The 19,983-nt window shown below is 46.4% G+C and carries 15 protein-coding genes; 11 read left to right on the top strand and 4 right to left on the bottom strand.

Features of this window, described 5'->3' with window-relative positions; genetic code table 11:
• Positions 1–21 precede the first annotated feature (21 nt).
• From tldD to SPEA_RS19665, 5 genes are all read left to right on the top strand, one after another.
• Positions 22–1,470, top strand: a complete 1,449-nt coding sequence (gene tldD, locus SPEA_RS19685) for a metalloprotease TldD (RefSeq protein WP_041411120.1) — start codon at positions 22–24, stop codon at positions 1,468–1,470.
• Between the two features lie 117 nt (positions 1,471–1,587).
• Entirely contained in the window at positions 1,588–2,979 is a 1,392-nt protein-coding gene (locus tag SPEA_RS19680; RefSeq protein WP_012156939.1) for a TolC family protein, read from the top strand.
• The gene (locus tag SPEA_RS19675) at positions 2,969–3,940 is read left to right on the top strand and encodes an HlyD family secretion protein (RefSeq protein ID WP_012156938.1); all 972 of its coding nucleotides are present in this window, start codon (positions 2,969–2,971) and stop codon (positions 3,938–3,940) included. Before SPEA_RS19680 ends, SPEA_RS19675 begins: the two co-directional genes overlap by 11 nt.
• A gap of 30 nt (positions 3,941–3,970) precedes the next feature.
• The gene (locus tag SPEA_RS19670) at positions 3,971–5,134 is read left to right on the top strand and encodes an ABC transporter permease (protein WP_012156937.1); all 1,164 of its coding nucleotides are present in this window, start codon (positions 3,971–3,973) and stop codon (positions 5,132–5,134) included.
• A gap of 1 nt (position 5,135) precedes the next feature.
• On the top strand, positions 5,136–6,290 hold the full coding sequence (locus SPEA_RS19665) for an ABC transporter permease (protein ID WP_012156936.1): 1,155 nt from the start codon (positions 5,136–5,138) through the stop codon (positions 6,288–6,290).
• 557 nt (positions 6,291–6,847) lie between these two features.
• Here the strand turns inward: SPEA_RS19665 and SPEA_RS19660 are convergent.
• Together SPEA_RS19660 and yjgA are read right to left on the bottom strand one after the other, a co-directional pair.
• Positions 6,848–9,403, bottom strand: a complete 2,556-nt coding sequence (locus SPEA_RS19660) for an Ig-like domain-containing protein (RefSeq protein ID WP_012156935.1) — start codon at positions 9,401–9,403, stop codon at positions 6,848–6,850.
• A gap of 157 nt (positions 9,404–9,560) precedes the next feature.
• Positions 9,561–10,103, bottom strand: a complete 543-nt coding sequence (gene yjgA, locus SPEA_RS19655; protein ID WP_012156934.1) for a ribosome biogenesis factor YjgA — start codon at positions 10,101–10,103, stop codon at positions 9,561–9,563.
• A gap of 207 nt (positions 10,104–10,310) precedes the next feature.
• Between yjgA and pmbA the strand changes: the two genes are divergently transcribed.
• On the top strand, positions 10,311–11,651 hold the full coding sequence (gene pmbA, locus SPEA_RS19650) for a metalloprotease PmbA (protein ID WP_041411119.1): 1,341 nt from the start codon (positions 10,311–10,313) through the stop codon (positions 11,649–11,651).
• Between the two features lie 520 nt (positions 11,652–12,171).
• Here pmbA and SPEA_RS19645 read toward each other — a convergent pair.
• Positions 12,172–13,455, bottom strand: a complete 1,284-nt coding sequence (locus SPEA_RS19645) for an alpha/beta fold hydrolase (protein WP_041411118.1) — start codon at positions 13,453–13,455, stop codon at positions 12,172–12,174.
• Between the two features lie 198 nt (positions 13,456–13,653).
• Between SPEA_RS19645 and SPEA_RS19640 the strand changes: the two genes are divergently transcribed.
• The 5 genes from SPEA_RS19640 to SPEA_RS19620 all read left to right on the top strand — a co-directional run bounded on the left by SPEA_RS19640 (position 13,654) and on the right by SPEA_RS19620 (position 19,436).
• Entirely contained in the window at positions 13,654–13,998 is a 345-nt protein-coding gene (locus SPEA_RS19640) for a metalloregulator ArsR/SmtB family transcription factor (protein WP_041411117.1), read from the top strand.
• Between the two features lie 45 nt (positions 13,999–14,043).
• A complete protein-coding gene (arsB, locus tag SPEA_RS19635; protein ID WP_012156930.1) occupies positions 14,044–15,081 on the top strand; it encodes an ACR3 family arsenite efflux transporter in 1,038 nt (345 codons plus the stop codon).
• Positions 15,082–15,192: 111 nt separating this feature from the next.
• On the top strand, positions 15,193–16,206 hold the full coding sequence (locus SPEA_RS19630; RefSeq protein ID WP_012156929.1) for an ArsJ-associated glyceraldehyde-3-phosphate dehydrogenase: 1,014 nt from the start codon (positions 15,193–15,195) through the stop codon (positions 16,204–16,206).
• 149 nt (positions 16,207–16,355) lie between these two features.
• Entirely contained in the window at positions 16,356–17,570 is a 1,215-nt protein-coding gene (arsJ, locus tag SPEA_RS19625) for an organoarsenical effux MFS transporter ArsJ (RefSeq protein ID WP_012156928.1), read from the top strand.
• A gap of 486 nt (positions 17,571–18,056) precedes the next feature.
• Positions 18,057–19,436 carry an alanine/glycine:cation symporter family protein gene (locus tag SPEA_RS19620; protein WP_012156927.1) on the top strand — a complete coding sequence of 460 codons (1,380 nt, stop codon included), beginning with the start codon at positions 18,057–18,059 and terminating at the stop codon, positions 19,434–19,436.
• 91 nt (positions 19,437–19,527) lie between these two features.
• On the opposite strand, the gene SPEA_RS19615 is transcribed toward SPEA_RS19620, so the two are convergent.
• A complete protein-coding gene (locus tag SPEA_RS19615; protein ID WP_012156926.1) occupies positions 19,528–19,707 on the bottom strand; it encodes a PA3496 family putative envelope integrity protein in 180 nt (59 codons plus the stop codon).
• Positions 19,708–19,983: the final 276 nt, after the last annotated feature.

The following is a 19,983-nucleotide window of genomic DNA, read 5'->3' as shown; positions in this document are numbered from 1 at the left end:
ATCAATATGAAGAGAGAAGAGATGCCATTTTTAACTCAAGTTGGACAGAGCTTATTGCAAGATGGGCTAGCATTAGATGATCTACAAAGCTATTTAAAGCAGATCCACCAGCATCAAATTGACTTCTCAGACCTTTACTTTCAAGGCAGCCGTCATGAATCTTGGGTACTGGAAGATGGCATCGTTAAAGACGGTAGCTTTCATATTGAACGTGGCGTGGGTGTTCGAGCTATTACCGGCGAAAAAACCGGTTTTGCTTACGCCGATGAGATTACGCCAGCGGCACTAGAGGCTGCGGCAACAGCGGCGCGTGGTATTGCTATCGCCGGCGGTGAAGGTAAGGTCAATGCCTGGAAGCAGCAGCAGAGCAAGGCGCTCTATATCAGCTCAGATCCTATCGCCGCGATGGAAGAGGTGAAAAAGATTGAGCTGCTAAAGCAGGCCGATGTGTATATTCGCAGCCTAGACAGCCGCATTATTCAGGTTGTAGTGAGCCTGTCTGGCGTGCATGAAGAGATTTTAGTCGCGGCGAGTGACGGGACTTTAGCGGCAGATATTCGTCCGTTAGTGCGCTTTAACTGTAGCGTGATTTTAGAAGACGACGGCAAGCGTGAACGCGGCGCTTCTGGTGGCGGCGGACGTCACGACTACAGTGTGTTGCTAGAAGATGGCGACGATGGTTTGCCATATTGCTTTGGTTTTGCCCGTGAGGCTGTGCGCCAAGCGCAAGTAAACTTACTAGCCATCGACGCTCCAGCAGGCGAAATGCCTGTGGTACTCGGTGCAGGCTGGCCAGGTGTACTACTGCACGAAGCCGTGGGTCACGGCCTAGAAGGCGACTTTAACCGTAAGGGCAGCAGTGCCTTTAGTGGCAAGGTCGGTCAGCAGGTGGCGTCAGAGTTAGTGACAGTGGTTGACGATGGCACCATAGCTAATCGACGTGGATCATTATCTATCGATGATGAAGGCGTACCTACTCAGAAGACGGTACTGATCGAAAACGGGATCTTGAAAGGCTATATGCAAGACAAGCTCAACGCGCGCTTGATGGGTGAGCAGTCTACCGGTAACGGCCGTCGCGAATCTTATGCTCATCTTCCTATGCCACGCATGACCAATACTTATATGGAAGCGGGCGAGTCTGATCCTGCTGAGATCATCAAATCGGTTAAGAAAGGGGTATACGCACCTAACTTTGGCGGCGGTCAGGTGGATATTACTTCGGGTAAGTTTGTGTTCTCTGCATCAGAAGCTTACTTGATTGAAAACGGTGAGATCACTCAGCCGATCAAAGGCGCAACTCTGATTGGCAATGGTCCAGAGTCGATGAGCCAGATCTCTATGGTTGGTAACGATCTAGCGCTGGATAAGGGCGTGGGTGTTTGTGGTAAAGATGGCCAAAGCGTGCCTGTCGGTGTGGGCCAACCTACATTAAAACTGGACAAATTGACCGTTGGCGGTACTGCTTAGTCAAACTGCAGCACAAGCTAGGATTTAGCGAGCAAATAATCGACTAAATCCTAGCGAGCAAAACTTAGCAATGCTAGAATCCAGTAATTAATTAGAGTAAATACTCTAGAGGTGTCGATGAAACGTTCGTTGTGTGCTCTTTTGCTAGTCTTGCCGTTAACAGCCCAGGCTAAAACCATGGCCTTCGATCAGGCTTGGCAGCAGCTGGTTAATGTCAGTGATAAATTGCAAGCGGGGGCTCAAGAGGTCAATCGCGCAGCGGCCGAACGAGATGCGGGTGAGGATATGAACCTGCCCTCAATTAACCTCACTGGTAGCTATACACGTTTAGAAAAGCCGATAGAATTAGATCTGCGGGATCTTAATCCGCTTGCCTCCCTCGATCCTGCTAGCTTACCGCCAGCCCTCGGTGGCGCCCTCGCCGGGATCCCGGGTTCAATGTTTGTCACTCCCTTTACCGAGCAAGATATCTTTCGCTCAAGCCTACAGGCTATGTGGCCTATTTACACAGGTGGTAAAATTTCTGCAGCCCAAGGGATCCACGAGGCCCATGTTGCCGAGAAAGAGCAAGAGCTTAAGCTAACAAGCCGCGATCTATTTGTGCAGTTGGTTGACAGATATTATGCCGTGGCAGTGACTGAGGCGCTAACACAAACCCAATCTGAGCTGGTGGACTCGCTCACGTTACACGCATCTCAAGCCGAAAAGCTGGAACAGCAAGGTCAAATAGCCAAGGTTGAGCGACTCAACGCTCAAGTCGCACTGGAAAATGCCCGCGTCAGTTATGGCAGTGCTAAACGCCAGTCTGAAATGGCGATGATCGCTCTGTCTAGAATGCTGCATGAGCGAGAGGTCGATACCACTTCGCCGTTATTTATGTTGCATAGTGCGCCTTCATTACCGCAATTGACGCAACTCACTCTTAATCAACATCCTGCATTGAAGTTGCTCGAGGCTAAAGAAGCGCAGGCTCAAGGCTTGGTTGATGTCGAGAAAGGCAGCTATTTACCGACGGTTTTTCTATACGGTAATTACACCCTCTATGAAGATGACAGCCTATTTTCCCAGATGGAACCGGACTGGATGTTAGGAGTGGGAGTTACTGTGCCACTACTGAGCCGTGATGGGCGTGGTGGTAAGGTGGAAGCGGCAAAGAGCGCGTTGTTGCAGGCTAGATATACTAAGGCGCAGACCCAACAAGATCTGAGCTTATTGTTGGATCAGAGTTATCGCCAGCTGTTGCAGGCGCAAGAAGAGGTGGTGTCGCTAAACACATCCATGAGCCTAGCCCTAGAGAATAAGCGACTTCGAGATATCGCCTTTAAGCAGGGCCTGTCGACCTCAATCGAAAAGGTGGATGCAGAGCTTAAGCTTAACGCGGTCGCCACCCGGCAGCTTGGGGCGCAATATCGATATGTACAAGCATACGCAAGACTGATGGCAATAAGCGGTCAGCTTGATGAATTTATAGGTAGAAGTATTAAGCAAGGGGACACCAATGCGTACTAATCGCATCTTGGCAGCAGTGGCATTCATCGTTTTAATTGGCGCTTTGGTATATGGATTAATCTTGGCTTATTCACCTAAGCCACAATTGCTGCAGGGGCAGATCGAGGCGCGTGAGTACAACATCTCCTCAAAAGTTCCTGGTCGAGTCGAAGAGGTTTTGGTTCGTCGCGGCGACAAGGTTAATGAAGGCGATCTGCTATATGCCATCTATAGCCCAGAACTTAAAGCTAAATTGATGCAGGCAGAAGGCGGCCGTGATGCGGCGCTGGCAATGCAGCAGGAAGCGGATAATGGTGCACGTAAGCAGCAGATAGCCGCCTCTAAAGAGCAATGGTTAAAAGCGCAGGCGGCGGCTAAGTTAGCACGCACCACCTTCGATCGCGTCGAAGTGCTATTTAATGAAGGCGTGCTAGCAAGACAGAAGCGTGATGAAGCCTTTACTCAGTGGCAAGCGGCTAAGTATACCGAGCAAGCTGCACTGGCCATGTATCAGATGGCAGATGAAGGCGCACGAGTGGAAACCAAGGCTGCAGCCGCCGGAAATGCGCGTATGGCCGAAGGTGCCGTTAACGAAGTCTCTGCCATTCTTGCCGATAGTCAAATGCGCTCACCTAAAACTGGTGAGATCAGCGAGGTACTGCTGCAGGCTGGCGAATTAGCACCAAGTGGCTTCCCGGTAGTCAGCTTAATCGATATGAATGATGCTTGGGCGGTATTCCAAGTGCGCGAGGATCAGCTTAAAAAGTTCAAGCAAGGCGATGTACTTAAGTTGACTATCCCTGCACTCGAGCGAGAAGTGGAGTTCACTGTGAGTCATATTGGCGTCATGGGTGAGTTTGCCACCTGGCGTGCCACAGAGAGCGGTCATGACTTCGATATGCGTACCTTCGAAGTTGAGCTGCGTCCCAATGAGACGATCAAAGATCTAAGAGTCGGCATGTCGATACTGTTCACCCTTTAGACTGGGGATCACTCAGATGGGAGCTGGGCTTTGATTAAAGCGCTCAAGAGAGAGCTAGCTGCGCTGTTGGATGATCCATGGCAGCTGGCGCTAATAAGCTATATTCCGCTAATCAGCATCATTGCTCTTTGGTTACTTTTTAGTGCGGGGCTACCTAGGCAGTTACCCGTTGCTGTGGTTGATTTAGATAACAGTCAGACCAGCCGAGCATTAGCGCGGCAGCTGCAAGCCAATCCGGTGACTAAGCCAATTAGTTATACTGGGATCCCGAGTGCCGAGGCGGCGATGAAGCAAGGCGAAGTTTACGCCTTGCTGGTGTTGCCTTATGGACTCAAGCGTGATCTGCTGACGGCTAAAACCCCCATTATCGATATTCGCTATAACAGCCAATTTCTATTGGTCGGTAAGTTATTATCGAGCCAGTTACAGTTAAGTATGGCCGATGGTCTCAAACCGCTAGGTGAGCTTAAACTACTCGCGGCTGGTGTACCTATGCAAAGAGTTGCGGTGAACTTAAGTCCAGTTAATAGTCAAACCACCGCGCTGTTTAACAGTAATACTAACTACGTTGGCTTTTTAGTACCGCCGGTGTTGATTGCACTGCTGCAGTTGGTGGCCATGATGGTGTTTGCTAACAGTCTTAATCGCGAGTTACGCTGGAATACGACTAAGCAGTGGTATGCCCTCGGATTGTGGAAAGTGGTAGCGGCTAAGGTGCTATTTTACACGCCGCTAGTATTACTACATGGGGGCTTTATGTTAGCGCTTATTTACCTGTATTTGGGACTGCCTATTGCTGGCAGTATTGCGGTGTTATTGATAGCGCAAACCCTGATGTTTCTAGCGGTTTGGCTGATGGTGCTGACCATCTTCTTCGCCTTAAAAGACAGTGCTAGAGTCATTAGTTTCTGCACCGCGATGTTTGCCCCAGCCTTCGCTTTTATGGGGGTGACTTTCCCGGTCCATGAGATGCCAGTCCTTGCTCAGTGGTGGCGAGTTATCATGCCGACTAGCCACTATATTGAAACTCATATTGCTGTGGTGAGTTATGGCCAAGGCTTGATCGCAAGTCTGCCGCAGATGGCTAGTTACTGGGGATTTCTGTTGCTGCTCATTCCTATCACTATTTTGGCTAAAAAGGGCTTTGCTGAGACTGAAGACACTGAGCTCATCACATTGGCAAAGGAGCAATAATATGAGCTTCTTACAACTTATATGGGCCGAGATAAAAGCCGTTCTAGCAGATAAAACCATCGTCATCACTGTGTTTGGTGGCGTGTTGTTCTATTCGATCCTTTATCCATTGCCATACCTAAATCAAGTGCCTACCGAGCAGCAAGTGGTGGTGATCGATCATGACCATTCGTCATTAAGTCGTCAGCTTATTCGTGATGCTAATGCTAGCCCTAAAATTGAGGTCATAGCCCTGCTAGGGTCAATCGATGAGGCAAAGCGCTGGATAGAAACCGGACGCGCTCATGGCTTGTTGGTGATCCCTGCTAATTTCAGGCGAGATCTATTACTAGGTACAGGCGTGACGCTAAGCTATGGCGGCGATGCCAGCTACTTCTTGATCTACTCTGCGGTTGTTGAAGGGCTTATCTCGGCAGGTTTAGATGTAGGTAAGGATATTCAGCGTTTAGGCTTATTAGCCAAGGGGAACAATGCGAGCGCAGTACAGCAGAGCCTCAATGTGGTTAAACTCAATAGCATCCCCGCTTTTAACCCCAGTTTAGGTTATACCCCCTATGTGGTGCCGGGTTTATTCCTACTAATTTTGCACCAGACTTTACTGATTGGCACTGGAATATTAGGTGCAAGCCAATGGAAGCGGCAGGGCTATTGGCGTGACGTTAGCCCGCTTAAGCTAATATGCGGGCGTATGGCGGCCTTTATGCTGATCTACACTCTGCTTAGCAGTTATTACGTGGGCTATTGTTATTATTGGTATGACGTTAGCCTACAAGCTTCTCTAGGTCAGGTTGGGTTGCTGATGTTGCCTTTCTTGCTTGCGACCAGCGCTGCGGGGATAGCCTTTAGTAGCTTGTTTACCCGCCGCGATCTGCCAACTCAGGTTTTACTGCTGGTCTCTATGCCTATTCTGTTCGTGTCTGGTTTTGTGTGGCCATTAGCGCTTATTCCTGACGTCGTGGTCGCCATTTCACAAGTGGTACCAGCGGTCCCTGCTATTATGGCGATGTTAGAGCTTAATCAAATGGGGGCCTCGTGGCAGAGCATTATGCCGCAGTGGTTGCAATTATGGGCGATGGTAGCTATTTACTTTGGCTTAGCCTATTGGGGCGTAAGCAAGCGGCTTAAAGCCGACAGCTTAATTAACGGCTCATCTTGATTTGACTCCGCAAGACGCCGTGAACTCATCCATGAGGGCTTAACCGCAGCATCCATGCTGCAGATACTTGCTCCCTCAATACCAAGCTGATCTTCATTGGACTGTAAGATTCATTGAATTAATACCAATCAGTATAAAGATTTGGTCGCTCAGCGAGAGTTTAGCGGCACTGAGACAAGGTCATTAAATGCTCCTGCATTAATGACATTCACCACATCCATGTGGTTTGCAACGAGTGAAGAGCATAGTTGAACTAGGGTTAAGCTCCCTCTTGTTCATTAAGTGTCGCAGTATCAGAGCCGCTAAAACTCGCCATTCTGGAACGTTTTTGACTGCCTACTTCTGCGTTGAACAACTTCACAAGGGAGCTACCATTCTTTCAGTTATTCGCCTTGAATTAGTTTGTCAAAAACGTTCTGAGTAGATCAACTTCTTATATTGATTGGTATAAATTGCTATTAGGCGATAGAGTCAGATGAACTCGTGATGACTAAAAAGCCCGCTGTAACTTAAGTTACAGCGGGCTTTTTCAATTCATGTTGAGATAAGTAGCAGGTTTAGGTGCCGCTTAGCTCAACCGTAAAGCCAATGCCTGATTCGACTGACTTTGGGGTTTTAACATCAATAGATACCGAGCTGCTTTTAGCTAGCTCGCCAACGCTTGTAGGATCGATATCATTGGTGAGGGTAAAGCTTGTTACTGAGCCGCCTCTATCATTGCGATTAGGTACTGTAAACGGCGATGTATCAAGCTCACCTTGGCTTGCTGTCGTGGTTAGCGTGGTCTGTGCAGGCATGATTTGATTAGCGCTATCGAAGAAGCGTACATGAAAAACAGATGAGGTCCCTGCAGGGATTGCTGTTAAATTGGCTAATTCCGTACCTGAAATATCGCTGTAGAAAGGCTTGTCAGCATTGCCTTGGCGTATTTCAAAATAGGCCGTAGAGCCCGACATTGTCATAACTAATGCTTTGCGAATATAGGTTTTGTTGGCTTGCTCTTCAACTAAGCCACACTTGCTGCCTTCACACTGCGGGCCGTTGAATGCTTTGTCGGCAGCTTGGTATTCGCCTTTTGATGCAGTGTTAAAATAGGGTTCAGCTGGATTGATACCTTTAGCATCCCATTTCCCATCTTCATTATCATCACGGAAGGCGTCACCTAAATCACTAAAGCCTTGAGGATGGTATGTCTCAATATCCATACCATTACCCGTGCATGGAGTTGGAAGGCCTGTATCTTTATTTAAACAAGCATCTGTAATCGCGCCACCATCGGCATCATCAAACACGTTATTACCGTTAGTATCGAAGAAAGTTTCATGTCCCAGAGCATAAGCAAGTACTGTGATTCGATGATCTGGTACACGTGGGTCTGCAGAAGTCCATTCAACGCTACAAGTACCGTTAACAGTGACACAGTTTGAATGGATTTGCCCGCCTTCGGCGGTAAAGTTAATGGTAGTGTCATCGGGTGCTGGATTGCCAAAGCTGTCTGATGCATATGCTGTTATTGTGGCCTTTTCACCATCATAATTATCCGCTTCTGGGTTATATAAGCTGCTAGATAAACTAAAGCCTAACTGCTGTGGCAAGCCTGTATTGATAGTGAGTTGCTCAGATTGAGTGGTAACCGACTCGCCATTAGCGGTTGCGCTAGCTAACACTCGCACTGGCGTTGGTACTGTACCTGAAAGCACGGTTGTACTTACAAGACCTGCTGAGTTGCTGGTGTTGCTAGTATTAGTGTCGCCATTGGCAAATTTAATACCGCCGACACTGGTGTCGAGCGAGAAATCAACATCTTGCTGGGCAATCGGTTGGCCGTTGGCATCGGCAACCTTAAAGGTGATTAGGGACGATTTACTTGAATTCGTGCCGCCAGCGCCTTTGATACGAATCGATGTTGGTTCCGCCGAGATAAAGCTTAAGTTGGCTAAGGTCTGGCTTGCGAGTGAAAAATCAAGTTCTGCGGTTAGGGTTTGGTTACCTGCAACGACTGATGCAATGATTTGGTCATTTCGCTCACTATTGCCACTGCAGCTAGTGTTTTGGAAAGTTGAGCTAGCTGTACCCGACAGTGTAGTCACTGGTGAGTCTATGCTGGCGCTATTGCTTGATACACAGCTAGAGCTGAAACTTACGCTGGTTGGGGTTTGTAAACGGGTGTAGCTGCCATCATCATTTTTAGTGGCTAAATCGGCGGTCACACCGAAAGTACCGCCGGCACTGACGGTGTACTTATCAGCCTCTAAAGGTAAGGTTGTCGCTAGTTCATTTTCGGTGAAGTGAGAACCGTCTGTAGAGAAATGACCGATAACGATAATGCCATCGTCACTGACGGCATCTTTTGCTAGCACTTCATAGAGACCTGAGCTTTGGTAGGTTTTGCCATTATCATCTAAGGTCACTGAGAAGTTAGCCGCGCCTAGCTCACTGTCACTAGGTGTGTAGCTGACCTGAGCGATACCGTTTTCTTTGGTCAGTGCTGAGCTCGGGTTTAAGCTTGCACTACCCGCGGTGAAGCTCGCCATCTTACCTGCTATACCTTGGCCCTGCTCATCTAAGAACTGAGCTTGTAGTTGTACGGTTTCATCTGCTTTGAATTGAGTAACAACGGCTGTGCCGTTGATGATGGCACTATTTAAGCTGAACTTAGGCTCCGATGGTGCCGTTGCCGAGGTAAACTCAAAATTCTTACTGGCATTAGCACTGTTTTCACCCTCGTTGAAGCTAGCCGTTAATTTTCCAGCATCAGCGATGCCTGAAGGATTACTGACGATGATTTCGGCTTGGCCATTAGAATTGGTAAGTTTGTTGCCGACAGATAGCTCGCCAATAGTTGTCGAGAAAGAGATGAGCTGACCGCTACGATCGCTATTGCCTTGCTTTAAATGAGCGACGGCGCAAAAACTGCTGTTGGCAGCAAATTCCTGTGAATTTGTTGGCTCGGCACAAACACCATTTTCAACGGTTTTATAGCTTAATGAGAGAGCGTAGGTGCCGCCGTTGTCGGTATCACCATTATCATCCGACGAGCCATTACAGCCACCGAGTAAAGAAAGACAGAATAAAGATAGGGGGAGGCAAGCCAGTTTTGAGGGCGGGCGCATTTGCATATTCCTTAGTGCTACAAATTTAACTGTATGTTTAGGATGGGCGCTTGCGTATTAAGCCGAAGACAGACCAATAAAAAAGCTCCCAAAGTCGTGTTAAGACTTAGGGAGCTATTGTGTAGTTATATAGAAGTGATGTCTATATATGTAACGGTTAATCTTTGATCTCGTTACGTAAATATTTACTTAATTCTTTAGCTGTCTTTGATGCTTCAATATCAGGGTTTTTCGTTAGCTCTTTTTTTGTCTGACGAATATACTGACGAAGTTTCTGTCTATCAAATTCAGGGTGCTGCTCAATTAAGGCCTGTACTGCAGAATCACCTTCAGCTAACAGCTGATCACGTGTCTTGTCAGCCACATTGGTTCTAGCACTTTCGTTGCTGTTTTGGTTCAGCACGTTCTTAATCGCGACCTCTAACTCTTCGAGATCGACATAACGCATTAGTTTACCAATGTACTGAATGTGACGACGGTGCGCTTCGGTATTAATTTTGATAGTTTTAGCTTTCAAAACATTATCATAAAGCGTTTCATCAAGATTTAGCTTCTGTACCTGGGTCTTACTAAGTGCAACTAATCTATTGCCATATTCTTGATAGATGGCGATTTCGCGTTTAGCGTCCGCTCTACTTTCGTAGTTCTCATCTTTATCATAGGGCTGGTGGAAGTGTTCTGAGTCACCGACAATCTTCATATCTAAAAATCTCTTACAAATTCTGAGCTAATAATAACATCTATACTTGCTTATTTCCTTTCCTATTTTAGTTGTTGCGCTGGCTAAAGCGGTGATTTGTCTATTGCTTCGCACCGAGATTGTGGCTGTCGTAGAGGGATTATTTAATGTGATTGGGTTTTGGGTTTGTTATGCTATCGCTATTGCCGACAAATAAAGAGTAGATCTGTGTCTTCACATAGCATTGATATTGAATTGGATTCCTTGACTGATGCCGTTTCGATGGCGCTGGAATATGCAAAAACATTAGGCACTTCTGGTGCAGAAGTTGCGATTAGTAAGCAGCAAGGCCTGTCAGTTTCGACTCGTATGAAAGAAGTTGAAACTGTTGAGTTTAATAAAGATGGCGCCTTAGGTATTACTGTCTTTAGAGATGGCTGCAAAGGCAGTTCATCTACGTCTGATTTGAGCCCCGCTGCCATTCAGCAAGCGGTAAAGGCAGCCAATGATATTGCACGCTTTACTTCTGCAGATCCATATAATGGCTTGGCTGATAAGTCTTTGATGGCGACCGAGTTCCCAGAGCTTGACCTGTATCATCCACAAGAGATCTCTCCTGAAGAGTTGACGCACCTAGCAGTGCTTGCCGAAGAGGCTGCGCTAGACACCGACCCGCGTGTAAAAACTTCAGATGGTGCCAGTGCCAACGCCCATTCAAGCGTTAAGGTTTATGGTAATAGCCATGGTTTCCTCAATGGTTTTTGCAGCTCTCGCTACAGCTTAAGCTGTGTGGCGATTGGTGAGCATGAAGGCGGTATGCAGCGTGACTATGACTACACGATTTCACGTAAGTTTAGCGAAATGGTTGCGCCAGAGATCATAGGTAAGAAAGCGGCAGAGAAAACCGCGGGTCGATTAGGTGGGCGTAAAATTGCTACCACACAACTACCTGTGTTGTTTTCTCCTGAGATCGCCACAGGCCTAATTGGGCATTTAGTTGGCGCTATTAGCGGTGGCAGTCTGTACCGTAAGTCGAGTTTCCTTCTCGATGCTATCGACACTCAAGTCTTCCCTGATTGGTTCAGTATTCATGAAGATCCATTACTTGTCGGTGCATTGGCAAGCTCAGCATATGACAGTGAAGGTGTTGCGACTCAGGCGCGAGATATCATCGATAATGGTCGCTTAGCGACGTATCTGTTAACCAGTTACTCGGCGCGCAAGCTTGGCTTGACCAATACTGGCCATGCAGGAGGGATCTACAACTGGACCCTATCCACTACGGGCCAAACCTTCGACCAATTGGTTAAAGAGATGGGTACCGGGCTTATTGTTACCGAAGTTATGGGCCAAGGCGTGAATACGGTCACGGGTGATTACTCTCGCGGCGCAGCAGGCTTCTACGTCGAAAACGGCGTGATCTTGTACCCAGTAGAAGAGATCACTATCGCTGGTAATCTTAAGGATATGTTCCAGAATATCCTTGGGGTGGCTAAAGATCGTGACCTACGTTCATCGATCCGCACTGGCGGGATCTTAATGGATAAGATGAAGATCGCCGGTAATTAGGGTCTTTATTGAATATTTTAAAAGGCTTCCTTCGGAAGCCTTTTTTGTTTTTAGCCCTAAACCACCTACTTTAGTAGGGGCTGTTATCATCAATTAGGCTCTGCCTGAAGTACGTTCAATGGCATTGCGGAGTAAGGCAATGTTTAACGACTTATAAGCACGCCGACTTTTGTTTGGAGAGTAAAGTGTCCATGGAGGCGAGCTTAGCATCCATGCGATACACGGCTTATAAGTTCATTTAAACATAGCTTATTAACTCAAGTGATACGTGAGCTTTGCTAATGGTGCGGTACAAGCTTCTAAATCAGGGCCACAAATGTTCCCTACATTTGTTGGCATTTCCGCCAATCCATGGCAGTCAGTGATTTAGCCCATGCTTTAAAGAAAGGCCTATAGGGATATATTTACGGCGTCTTGTTAACGCACGGTAGGAAAGCTCCCTTTTAGGGAGTCTATTTTGTAACACATGGGCAAAGCCACCTTCTTCAGAAGGTAGATCTTTTACTGCTATCAGTTTTGTCTATAAGCCGTCATGCTTAGTCAGGTGTTGCTTTTCAGTCTTTAACCAAAATTGATGCAGGGCGTTTGCTAGATTGTCGTTACTCAAAATACTGACGTGGTCTTCATTTAAACCATAAACACGTTCGGCTTGCTGTTGCGCCTTGTCTCTTAGTTGGCTATCAAGGCTTATCACTCCGTCGCTGCTCTTCTTATTAATAATGCCACTGACTTTATAGCCGAACACAAGTTGGTGTGCAGGACGGTTTGAGTCGTTATCGCCTGCATGCTTGTCTGCAAATTTGTCTGTAAATAGCGTGGCAATAAAATCACTTTCTGGTGCTAGGTTACGCCATGCGGGCATCACTACGGGGGCGTAATCCACACCGCTTTGCGCCGACTCGACACCGCCAAATGGCGTCGATATTGAGGTAAAGCTGGCGATATCATCACAGCCAAGCTGATTGCGGCACAGATCTAAGTAGGCCTGAGTGACGAGTCCGCCCATGCTGTGCGCGACTAAGTGAAAGGTCTTAACGTCATAGCGATAATCGATTATTTTTATCAGGCTATTGAGCCCGTTTGCCAATAGTTCGATAGACAAACCGCTAGGGTAGTTCATGACCCAAACTTGATATTTTTGCCTGTCTAGCTTGGCGATAAGTGGTGCAAAATCTCGTGCGGTACCGTTCATGCCATGAATGAACAGCACTGGAATCTTGCTTGTATCGAAATCATCGATAAAGAACACGCCGCTGTTACCTTGTTTCAGGTGGGTTATGGGTTTCCACATGCCCAGTTCTGCCATTTCTCTATCAAATTGTGGCGCATCTAAATCGGCCTGTTCACCTATCTTGGCTGGACTGAAATTCACATTTAGCAAGTTGTTCAAAGGAGTATCGACTAAGGCTTTCGGGTAGTTGTCTTGAGTATTACTGAGGCGCAGAAGCAGAGGTTTACTGGTGTCTTCGGCTAAAAGGTTAATTGAGAATGCTTCACCGACTTGAAAGCGCAGATCGTTATTGGTGTCGTTAAACGTAAACAGGTATTGGCTGTTAGTGTCGCCCGTTACGGTAATTTGCTGATTGCCGATCACGACTTCATAACCATCAATTGTGTCGGCGTCTAGGCTTTGCAGTTGCACGAAAACAAAAGATTCAGTCTCATGCTGCGACTGGATTGTGACTCGGTATTCGACATAGACACGGTTGAGCATATCGACTTCTTTCGCTAGATGTCGAAAGTTGGCGCAGCCTACAGTGAGTATCATCAAGGTCACCACGAAAATTATTTTTAGTTTCTGCATGACGAAGTGGTTCCTTGCTGAATAGTGCCAATGTCATCTAAATCATATAGATAACTTAGCAGTATTTTTACTCAATAGTTGAACATTTGCCCATTTTTATCTGAAAATCTCAACACTACTTGAACATGTGAAAAAACATATATATTATTTTCCATATATTCTGTGTCCAGTTAATATTGAGTCTATCGAGAGATGATAATGACACCTTTAATTTTTTTTAAAGCGCTAGCCGATGACACCCGATTGCGTAGCTTGTTGCTGATTCAAGCGGAGTCAGAGCTATGTGTTTGCGAGCTAATGACGGCACTTGATGAGATCCAACCCAAGATCTCTCGCCATTTGGCGCAGCTGCGTAAGCTTGGTTTGTTAGTGGATAGACGTCAGGGGCAATGGGTTTTTTATCGTATTAACCCAGAGCTACCTGTGTGGGCTAATGAGATCTTACTGACGCTAGCCAAAGAACAGAGCGAGATAATTGCAGTTAACTTAAATAAGCTCCTACAGATGGGCTCTCGTCCAGAACGGACTAAAGTCTGCTGCTAATCGGTATTTTGTTTGACTATTTTTAATCATATTAGGCTACATACAATGGGTATTTTTGAACGTTATTTAAGTGTTTGGGTTGGTCTGGCTATTCTAGCTGGTGTGTTTCTGGGTAACTTAGCGCCAGACACATTTACAGTGATAGCTGGGCTTGAATATGCTCATGTGAATTTTGTCATTGCGGTACTGATTTGGGTGATGATTTATCCAATGATGGTGCAAATCGACTTTTCAGCAGTGAAAGATGTGGGTAAAAGCCCAAAAGGTCTAGTACTGACATTAGTAATTAATTGGTTGATTAAGCCCTTTACTATGGCTGCATTAGGCTGGTTATTCTTTAAGGTGTTCTTTGTCGATTTTGTCGACCCACAAACGGCGAGTGAATACATTGCGGGTATGATATTACTGGGCGTCGCACCTTGTACGGCTATGGTCTTTGTCTGGAGCCAGCTCACAAAAGGCGACCCCAACTACACCTTAGTACAGGTCTCGGTAAATGATTTAATCATGGTGGTGGCATTTGCCCCAATCACTGCATTGCTATTGGGCGTGAGTGATATTCAGGTGCCATGGGCGACCTTGTTATCATCAGTCGGTTTATATGTGGTGTTGCCATTGATTGCAGGTGTTATCACCCGATATATGCTGCAGAAAAAGGGCGACGATAGTCAGGTAAACGCATTTGTGGCTAAGCTGAAGCCTTGGTCTATGGTGGGGCTGCTTGCCACTGTGGTGCTGCTATTTGGCTTTCAGGCTGAAACAATTATTGCTGAGCCACAAAATATTGCCCTGATTGCGATTCCGTTATTGATCCAAACTTACGGTATTTTCTTTATCGCATTTTATGCGGCTAAAAAGATGAAGCTAACTCATAAAGTGGCGGCGCCAGCTTGTATGATTGCCACTTCAAACTTCTTTGAATTAGCTGTGGCGGTAGCCATCTCACTGTTTGGCTTGCATTCGGGGGCTGCGCTAGCCACTGTGGTTGGCGTGCTAGTGGAGGTGCCAGTGATGTTATCGTTAGTGGCGATAGTTAACCGCAGTCGGCATCTATTTGCTGAAGATGCAGTTACTCAGTCGTAATCGCTAGCTCAGAGCTTATGCTCTGAGCATCAAATCCGGCTATTACATTGAGAAATAAATTCTAACTCTAGATTGAACTTAAACGATTTAATAACAGATTAAGAGACGACTATGACAATCAAAATAGGTATCAACGGCTTCGGTAGAATGGGGCGTTTAGCGCTAAGGTCGGCATGGCACAATAGCGATGTTGAATTTGTACAGATCAACGATCCGGCCGGTGATGCGGCGACATTGGCTCATTTGCTGACGTTCGATTCCATTCATGGTCGTTGGTCAGAGGAAGCGACGGCCGACGGCGATAACATAGTGATTGGCGCAAGCCGCATTGTCACTACGCGTAATAAAGCGATTGCCGATACTGATTGGTCAGATTGTGACGTGGTGATTGAAGCGTCAGGTGTAATGAAGACCAAAGCCTTGCTACAAGCCTATTTAGACCAAGGGGTGAAGAGAGTCGTGGTCACCGCGCCGGTGAAAGAAGAGGGCGTGCTCAATATCGTCATGGGGGTCAATCAAGATCTTTATAACAAGGACATTCATCCGATTGTGACGGCAGCGTCTTGCACGACTAACTGTTTGGCGCCTGTGGTTAAGGTGATCCACGAAAACATTGGTATCAAGCATGGGTCGATGACAACCATTCACGATATTACCAATACCCAGACCATCTTAGATGCGCCTCATAAAGACTTAAGACGCGCTCGTGCCTGTGGTTTAAGCCTTATTCCAACTACAACAGGCAGTGCTACGGCCATTACCCATATCTTCCCAGAACTAAAGGGTAAGTTAAATGGTCATGCTGTGCGTGTTCCTTTGGCTAATGCCTCTATTACAGATTGTGTATTCGAGCTTAACCGCGAAACCACCGAAGCTGAAGTAAACCAGTTGCTTAAGCAAGCGGCGGAAGGGCAGCTAAAAGGCATTCTAGGTTATGAAGAGCGCCCATTAGTATCTGTGGATTACAAGACAGACCCGCGTTCGAGCATCATAGATGCGCCATCGACCATGGTCGTTAACGGTACCCAAGTTAAACTCTACGTCTGGTATGACAATGAGTGGGGCTATGCAAACCGCACTGCCGAGCTAGCGATTATGGTTGGACGTATAGACCAAGCAGAGTAACGCTAAGACGATGCAAGCTGGGACGGTTAAAGTCGGGAAAGCTGAGGCTGTCAGCTGTTCTAGCCTTTTCTTTTTCCTAGCAGCGTAGCGTCCTAGTAGTGGCGCAGCCACGTCCTCGCATCCTAGGTCCTTTTTTAAGGTGGTAAGCAGTGTTAGCAAAACTTCGTTCTTTGCCTGATAGCGTTAAGCAATACTTAATTGTTACTGGGAACTACTGGGCATTTACGCTTACCGATGGTGCGCTGCGTATGCTGGTGGTACTGCACTTTTATGACTTAGGTTATACACCGCTGGCGATTGCCATGTTATTCCTGTTTTATGAGATCTTTGGTGTCGTCACTAATCTTATCGGCGGCTGGCTCGGTGCAAGGCTAGGGCTAAATCGCACCATGAATATTGGACTAGGTTTGCAGATAGTGGCTCTTGCGATGCTTTTGCTACCTGCAGCCATGCTGACTGTTCCTTGGGTGATGGCGGCACAGGCGTTGTCGGGGATCGCTAAAGATCTCAATAAGATGAGTGCCAAGAGTGCAATTAAAACCTTAGTGCCGAAAGATGCCGAAGATAAACTTTTTCGCTGGGTAGCCATATTAACGGGCTCTAAGAATGCGTTAAAAGGTGCTGGATTCTTCTTAGGTGGCCTGTTGCTGTCTGTTGCAGGCTTTACTGGCGCAGTGGCAATAATGGCTGCAATGTTACTGATTGTTTGGCTTGGCAGTCTTGTGAGTTTGAAAGCTGACTTAGGTAAAGCTAAGTCTAAACCCAAGTTTACTGAGATCTTTTCTAAGAGTGATAGCGTTAACATCCTCTCTGCGGCGCGTTTATTTTTGTTTGCCGCCCGAGATGTCTGGTTTGTGATTGCACTGCCTGTGTTTCTTGCCAGCCAACTTGGCTGGGAACATAGCAGTGTCGGTGCTTTTCTTGCTATTTGGGTTATCGCCTATGGCATGGTGCAGTCCATAGCCCCCTCTTTTACCGCAAGAAAGCGTGCGCCAGATGGCAAGGTTGCTACGCTGTGGGTCGGCCTACTGACACTGGTCACCGCAATATTGGCTGTGGTGATGTTTACTGGCTGGCTGGCACCACAATTGGCCCTGATTGTGGGCTTGATGATTTTCGGTGCCATCTTTGCGATTAACTCTTCACTGCATAGCTATTTGATTGTTAGCTATGCCGGAGAAGATGGCGTTTCCCTCGATATTGGCTTCTATTACATGGCGAATGCAATGGGACGCTTACTCGGTACAGTGCTTTCCGGCTGGGTATATCAAGAGGCTGGTCTGTCGGCTTGCTTGTTTATTTCGGCTGCTATGCTGTTTGTTACCTTTATTATCTCCTTTAAATTGCCTCGAACTCAAAGTTGATCGCTTCTATCTAGCCATGGTGTCTTCTGCTTGGGTATATCAAGAGGCGGGGTTGTCGGTTTGCTTGTTTATTTCGGCAGCCATGTTGTTTGTGACTTTTGTTATCTCCTTTAAATTACCTCGTTCAACTATCTCCTTTAAATAAGCTCGTACTTTTGCGCATGAATAGCAACTGCTATAAGTCACTGATATAGGCCTAACTGGCATTATTCTTAGTTGTCATGACGTTGCAAAACGTTATGACAACTTTTCATCTGACCGTTTTAGTTTGTTTTCTAGCCTTTCCAAAGGTTAACAATTCGTTGTACTCTGTTTGAAAGTTTGAGTAGGTTAATCATTCTTGAGAGCCTACTCGCTTTATTAGGACCTTTTGATCTTGCTAATCTAATTCAAGATCAAAAATGCAAGATCAAAAAGCCCTAGAGACAAAAACACAATTATAAATATAAATAATAACGATAAATTCTCTGTATCGACGAGGTTTGAATGGAAGCTATTACGAATTTTGTAAGCATGATCAATGGCGTGGTCTGGGGGACTCCGATGTTGATTATGATTCTGGGGGTCGGGTTACTCTTGACCATTGGGTTGCGGTTTATGCCGATTTTAAAGTTAGGCACGGGTTTTAAGCTGCTATGGTCTGGGCGTATTCCGGATAAAGATAAGAACATGAAAGGGGAGATTAGCCCTTTTAATGCTTTGATGACGTCACTGTCGGCGACTATAGGTACAGGTAATATTGCCGGTGTGGCTACCGCGATTTTTATTGGTGGTCCAGGTGCTTTGTTTTGGATGTGGTGTACGGCGTTGGTAGGAATGGCGACTAAGTTTGCCGAAGCCGTGCTTGCGGTTAAGTATCGTGAAGTGGATGACAATGGTAACCACGTTGGTGGTCCAATGTACTACATCAAAAATGGTTTAGGGGCTAAATGGGCTTGGCTAGGTACCGCCTTTGCACTATTTGGTTCTCTTGCCGGTTTTGGTATCGGTAATACGGTTCAGGCTAACTCGGTTGCCGATGCACTCAGTAGTAATTTTGGCGTGCCAAATTGGATTACGGGTGTGGTACTTATGGTGCTGGTTGGCGCTGTACTTATGGGCGGAATTAAGCGTATTGCCGATGTTGCCGGCAAGCTCGTGCCAATGATGACGATTTTCTATCTCGCCGCAGGTGTTGCGGTTTTGGTGGTTTACGCTTCTGAGATCCCTGCGGCAATTGAGCTGATTTTGCATAGCGCATTTAACCCTGTTGCTGCGCAAGGTGGCTTTGCTGGAGCGGCGGTTTGGGCTGCGATTCGTTTTGGTGTGGCACGCGGTGTGTTCTCTAATGAAGCTGGCCTAGGTAGTGCGCCGATTGCCCATGCTGCGGCGCAGACTAACAATCCAGTGGCACAAGGTTTAGTGGCCATGCTAGGCACATTTATCGATACCTTGATTGTTTGTAGTATCACAGGTTTGGCTATTATCGTTTCAGGTGCTTGGACTTCGGGTGAGAACGGCGCAGCGTTAACCTCTTTTGCTTTCTCTCATGCTTTCCCTATGGGTAACTATGTAGTGGCAATTGCTCTGAGTATTTTCGCCTTTACTACGATTTTGGGCTGGAGCTTTTACTGTGAGAAGTGCGTGCAGTTCCTGTTTGGCATTAAAGCCATCAAGCCATTTAGAATTCTTTGGACCATAGTGGTGCCGTTAGGAGCAGTGAGTTCGCTGGAGTTTATTTGGTTATTGGCCGATACGCTCAATGCCATGATGGCAATTCCCAACCTGATCGCCTTGGCACTATTGAGTCCTGTGGTATTTGCACTTACCAGAGAGTACTTCTTGAAGAAGCGTCAGACTGATTTAGAATCGCAAAAAGCCAAATAGTTGATCATGAGTTTGGTTACACTATCCTCATAAACTAAAAAAGCTCCTAGATATGATGCTAGGAGCTTTTTTCATCAGGGCTAAATCTTATTTACGCCCAGAAGTCGTCTTCACTTAAATCGCGCTTTAATTGTGCACGTTCAAGATAGTCTTCAAGGCGCTTTTTTACCGCTTTTTTGTGTGCTAACTCATCAGCTGCTTGCTGATTCTTAGGCGTTGTATACGCCTCCATTTCTGCATCGTTGGGCACAAGGTCAATAATCTGAGCCATCACGAATTCCTCTTAGCTAGGTATCCATTGTTCCGAATCGCTTGCTTAGCGTTAAAAGGAAATGCTGTCGATACCATATGGTTATTAACTAAACAATGTCTGCACTCATTGGCTTACTCGATTAAGCCTTATTAGTGAGTGCTTAATTTGGAATTTAGCAGGGTGTGATTTAAAAATATGCGATCTATGTAGCAAAATTACACTTTTAGCTCAAAAAATATAAATTTAGCTATTTTTTAACTGCTTAATGAAATTAAGCAACCAAAAACATCTACA

Origin of the sequence: Shewanella pealeana ATCC 700345, assembly GCF_000018285.1 — a bacterium.
GTDB classification, from domain to species: domain Bacteria; phylum Pseudomonadota; class Gammaproteobacteria; order Enterobacterales; family Shewanellaceae; genus Shewanella; species Shewanella pealeana.
Note: the sequence above shows the minus strand (reverse complement) of the source record. Positions and strands in the feature narration are given on the sequence as shown.

Coding starts and splice junctions, on each gene's coding strand:
- tldD (WP_041411120.1), top strand. CDS start 22: ATGCCATTTTTAACTCAAGTTGGACAGAGCTTATTGCAAGATGGGCTA.
- SPEA_RS19680 (WP_012156939.1), top strand. CDS start 1,588: ATGAAACGTTCGTTGTGTGCTCTTTTGCTAGTCTTGCCGTTAACAGCC.
- SPEA_RS19675 (WP_012156938.1), top strand. CDS start 2,969: ATGCGTACTAATCGCATCTTGGCAGCAGTGGCATTCATCGTTTTAATT.
- SPEA_RS19665 (WP_012156936.1), top strand. CDS start 5,136: ATGAGCTTCTTACAACTTATATGGGCCGAGATAAAAGCCGTTCTAGCA.
- SPEA_RS19660 (WP_012156935.1), bottom strand. CDS start 9,403: ATGCGCCCGCCCTCAAAACTGGCTTGCCTCCCCCTATCTTTATTCTGT.
- yjgA (WP_012156934.1), bottom strand. CDS start 10,103: ATGAAGATTGTCGGTGACTCAGAACACTTCCACCAGCCCTATGATAAA.
- SPEA_RS19645 (WP_041411118.1), bottom strand. CDS start 13,455: ATGCAGAAACTAAAAATAATTTTCGTGGTGACCTTGATGATACTCACT.
- SPEA_RS19640 (WP_041411117.1), top strand. CDS start 13,654: ATGACACCTTTAATTTTTTTTAAAGCGCTAGCCGATGACACCCGATTG.
- arsB (WP_012156930.1), top strand. CDS start 14,044: ATGGGTATTTTTGAACGTTATTTAAGTGTTTGGGTTGGTCTGGCTATT.
- SPEA_RS19630 (WP_012156929.1), top strand. CDS start 15,193: ATGACAATCAAAATAGGTATCAACGGCTTCGGTAGAATGGGGCGTTTA.
- SPEA_RS19620 (WP_012156927.1), top strand. CDS start 18,057: ATGGAAGCTATTACGAATTTTGTAAGCATGATCAATGGCGTGGTCTGG.
- SPEA_RS19615 (WP_012156926.1), bottom strand. CDS start 19,707: ATGGCTCAGATTATTGACCTTGTGCCCAACGATGCAGAAATGGAGGCG.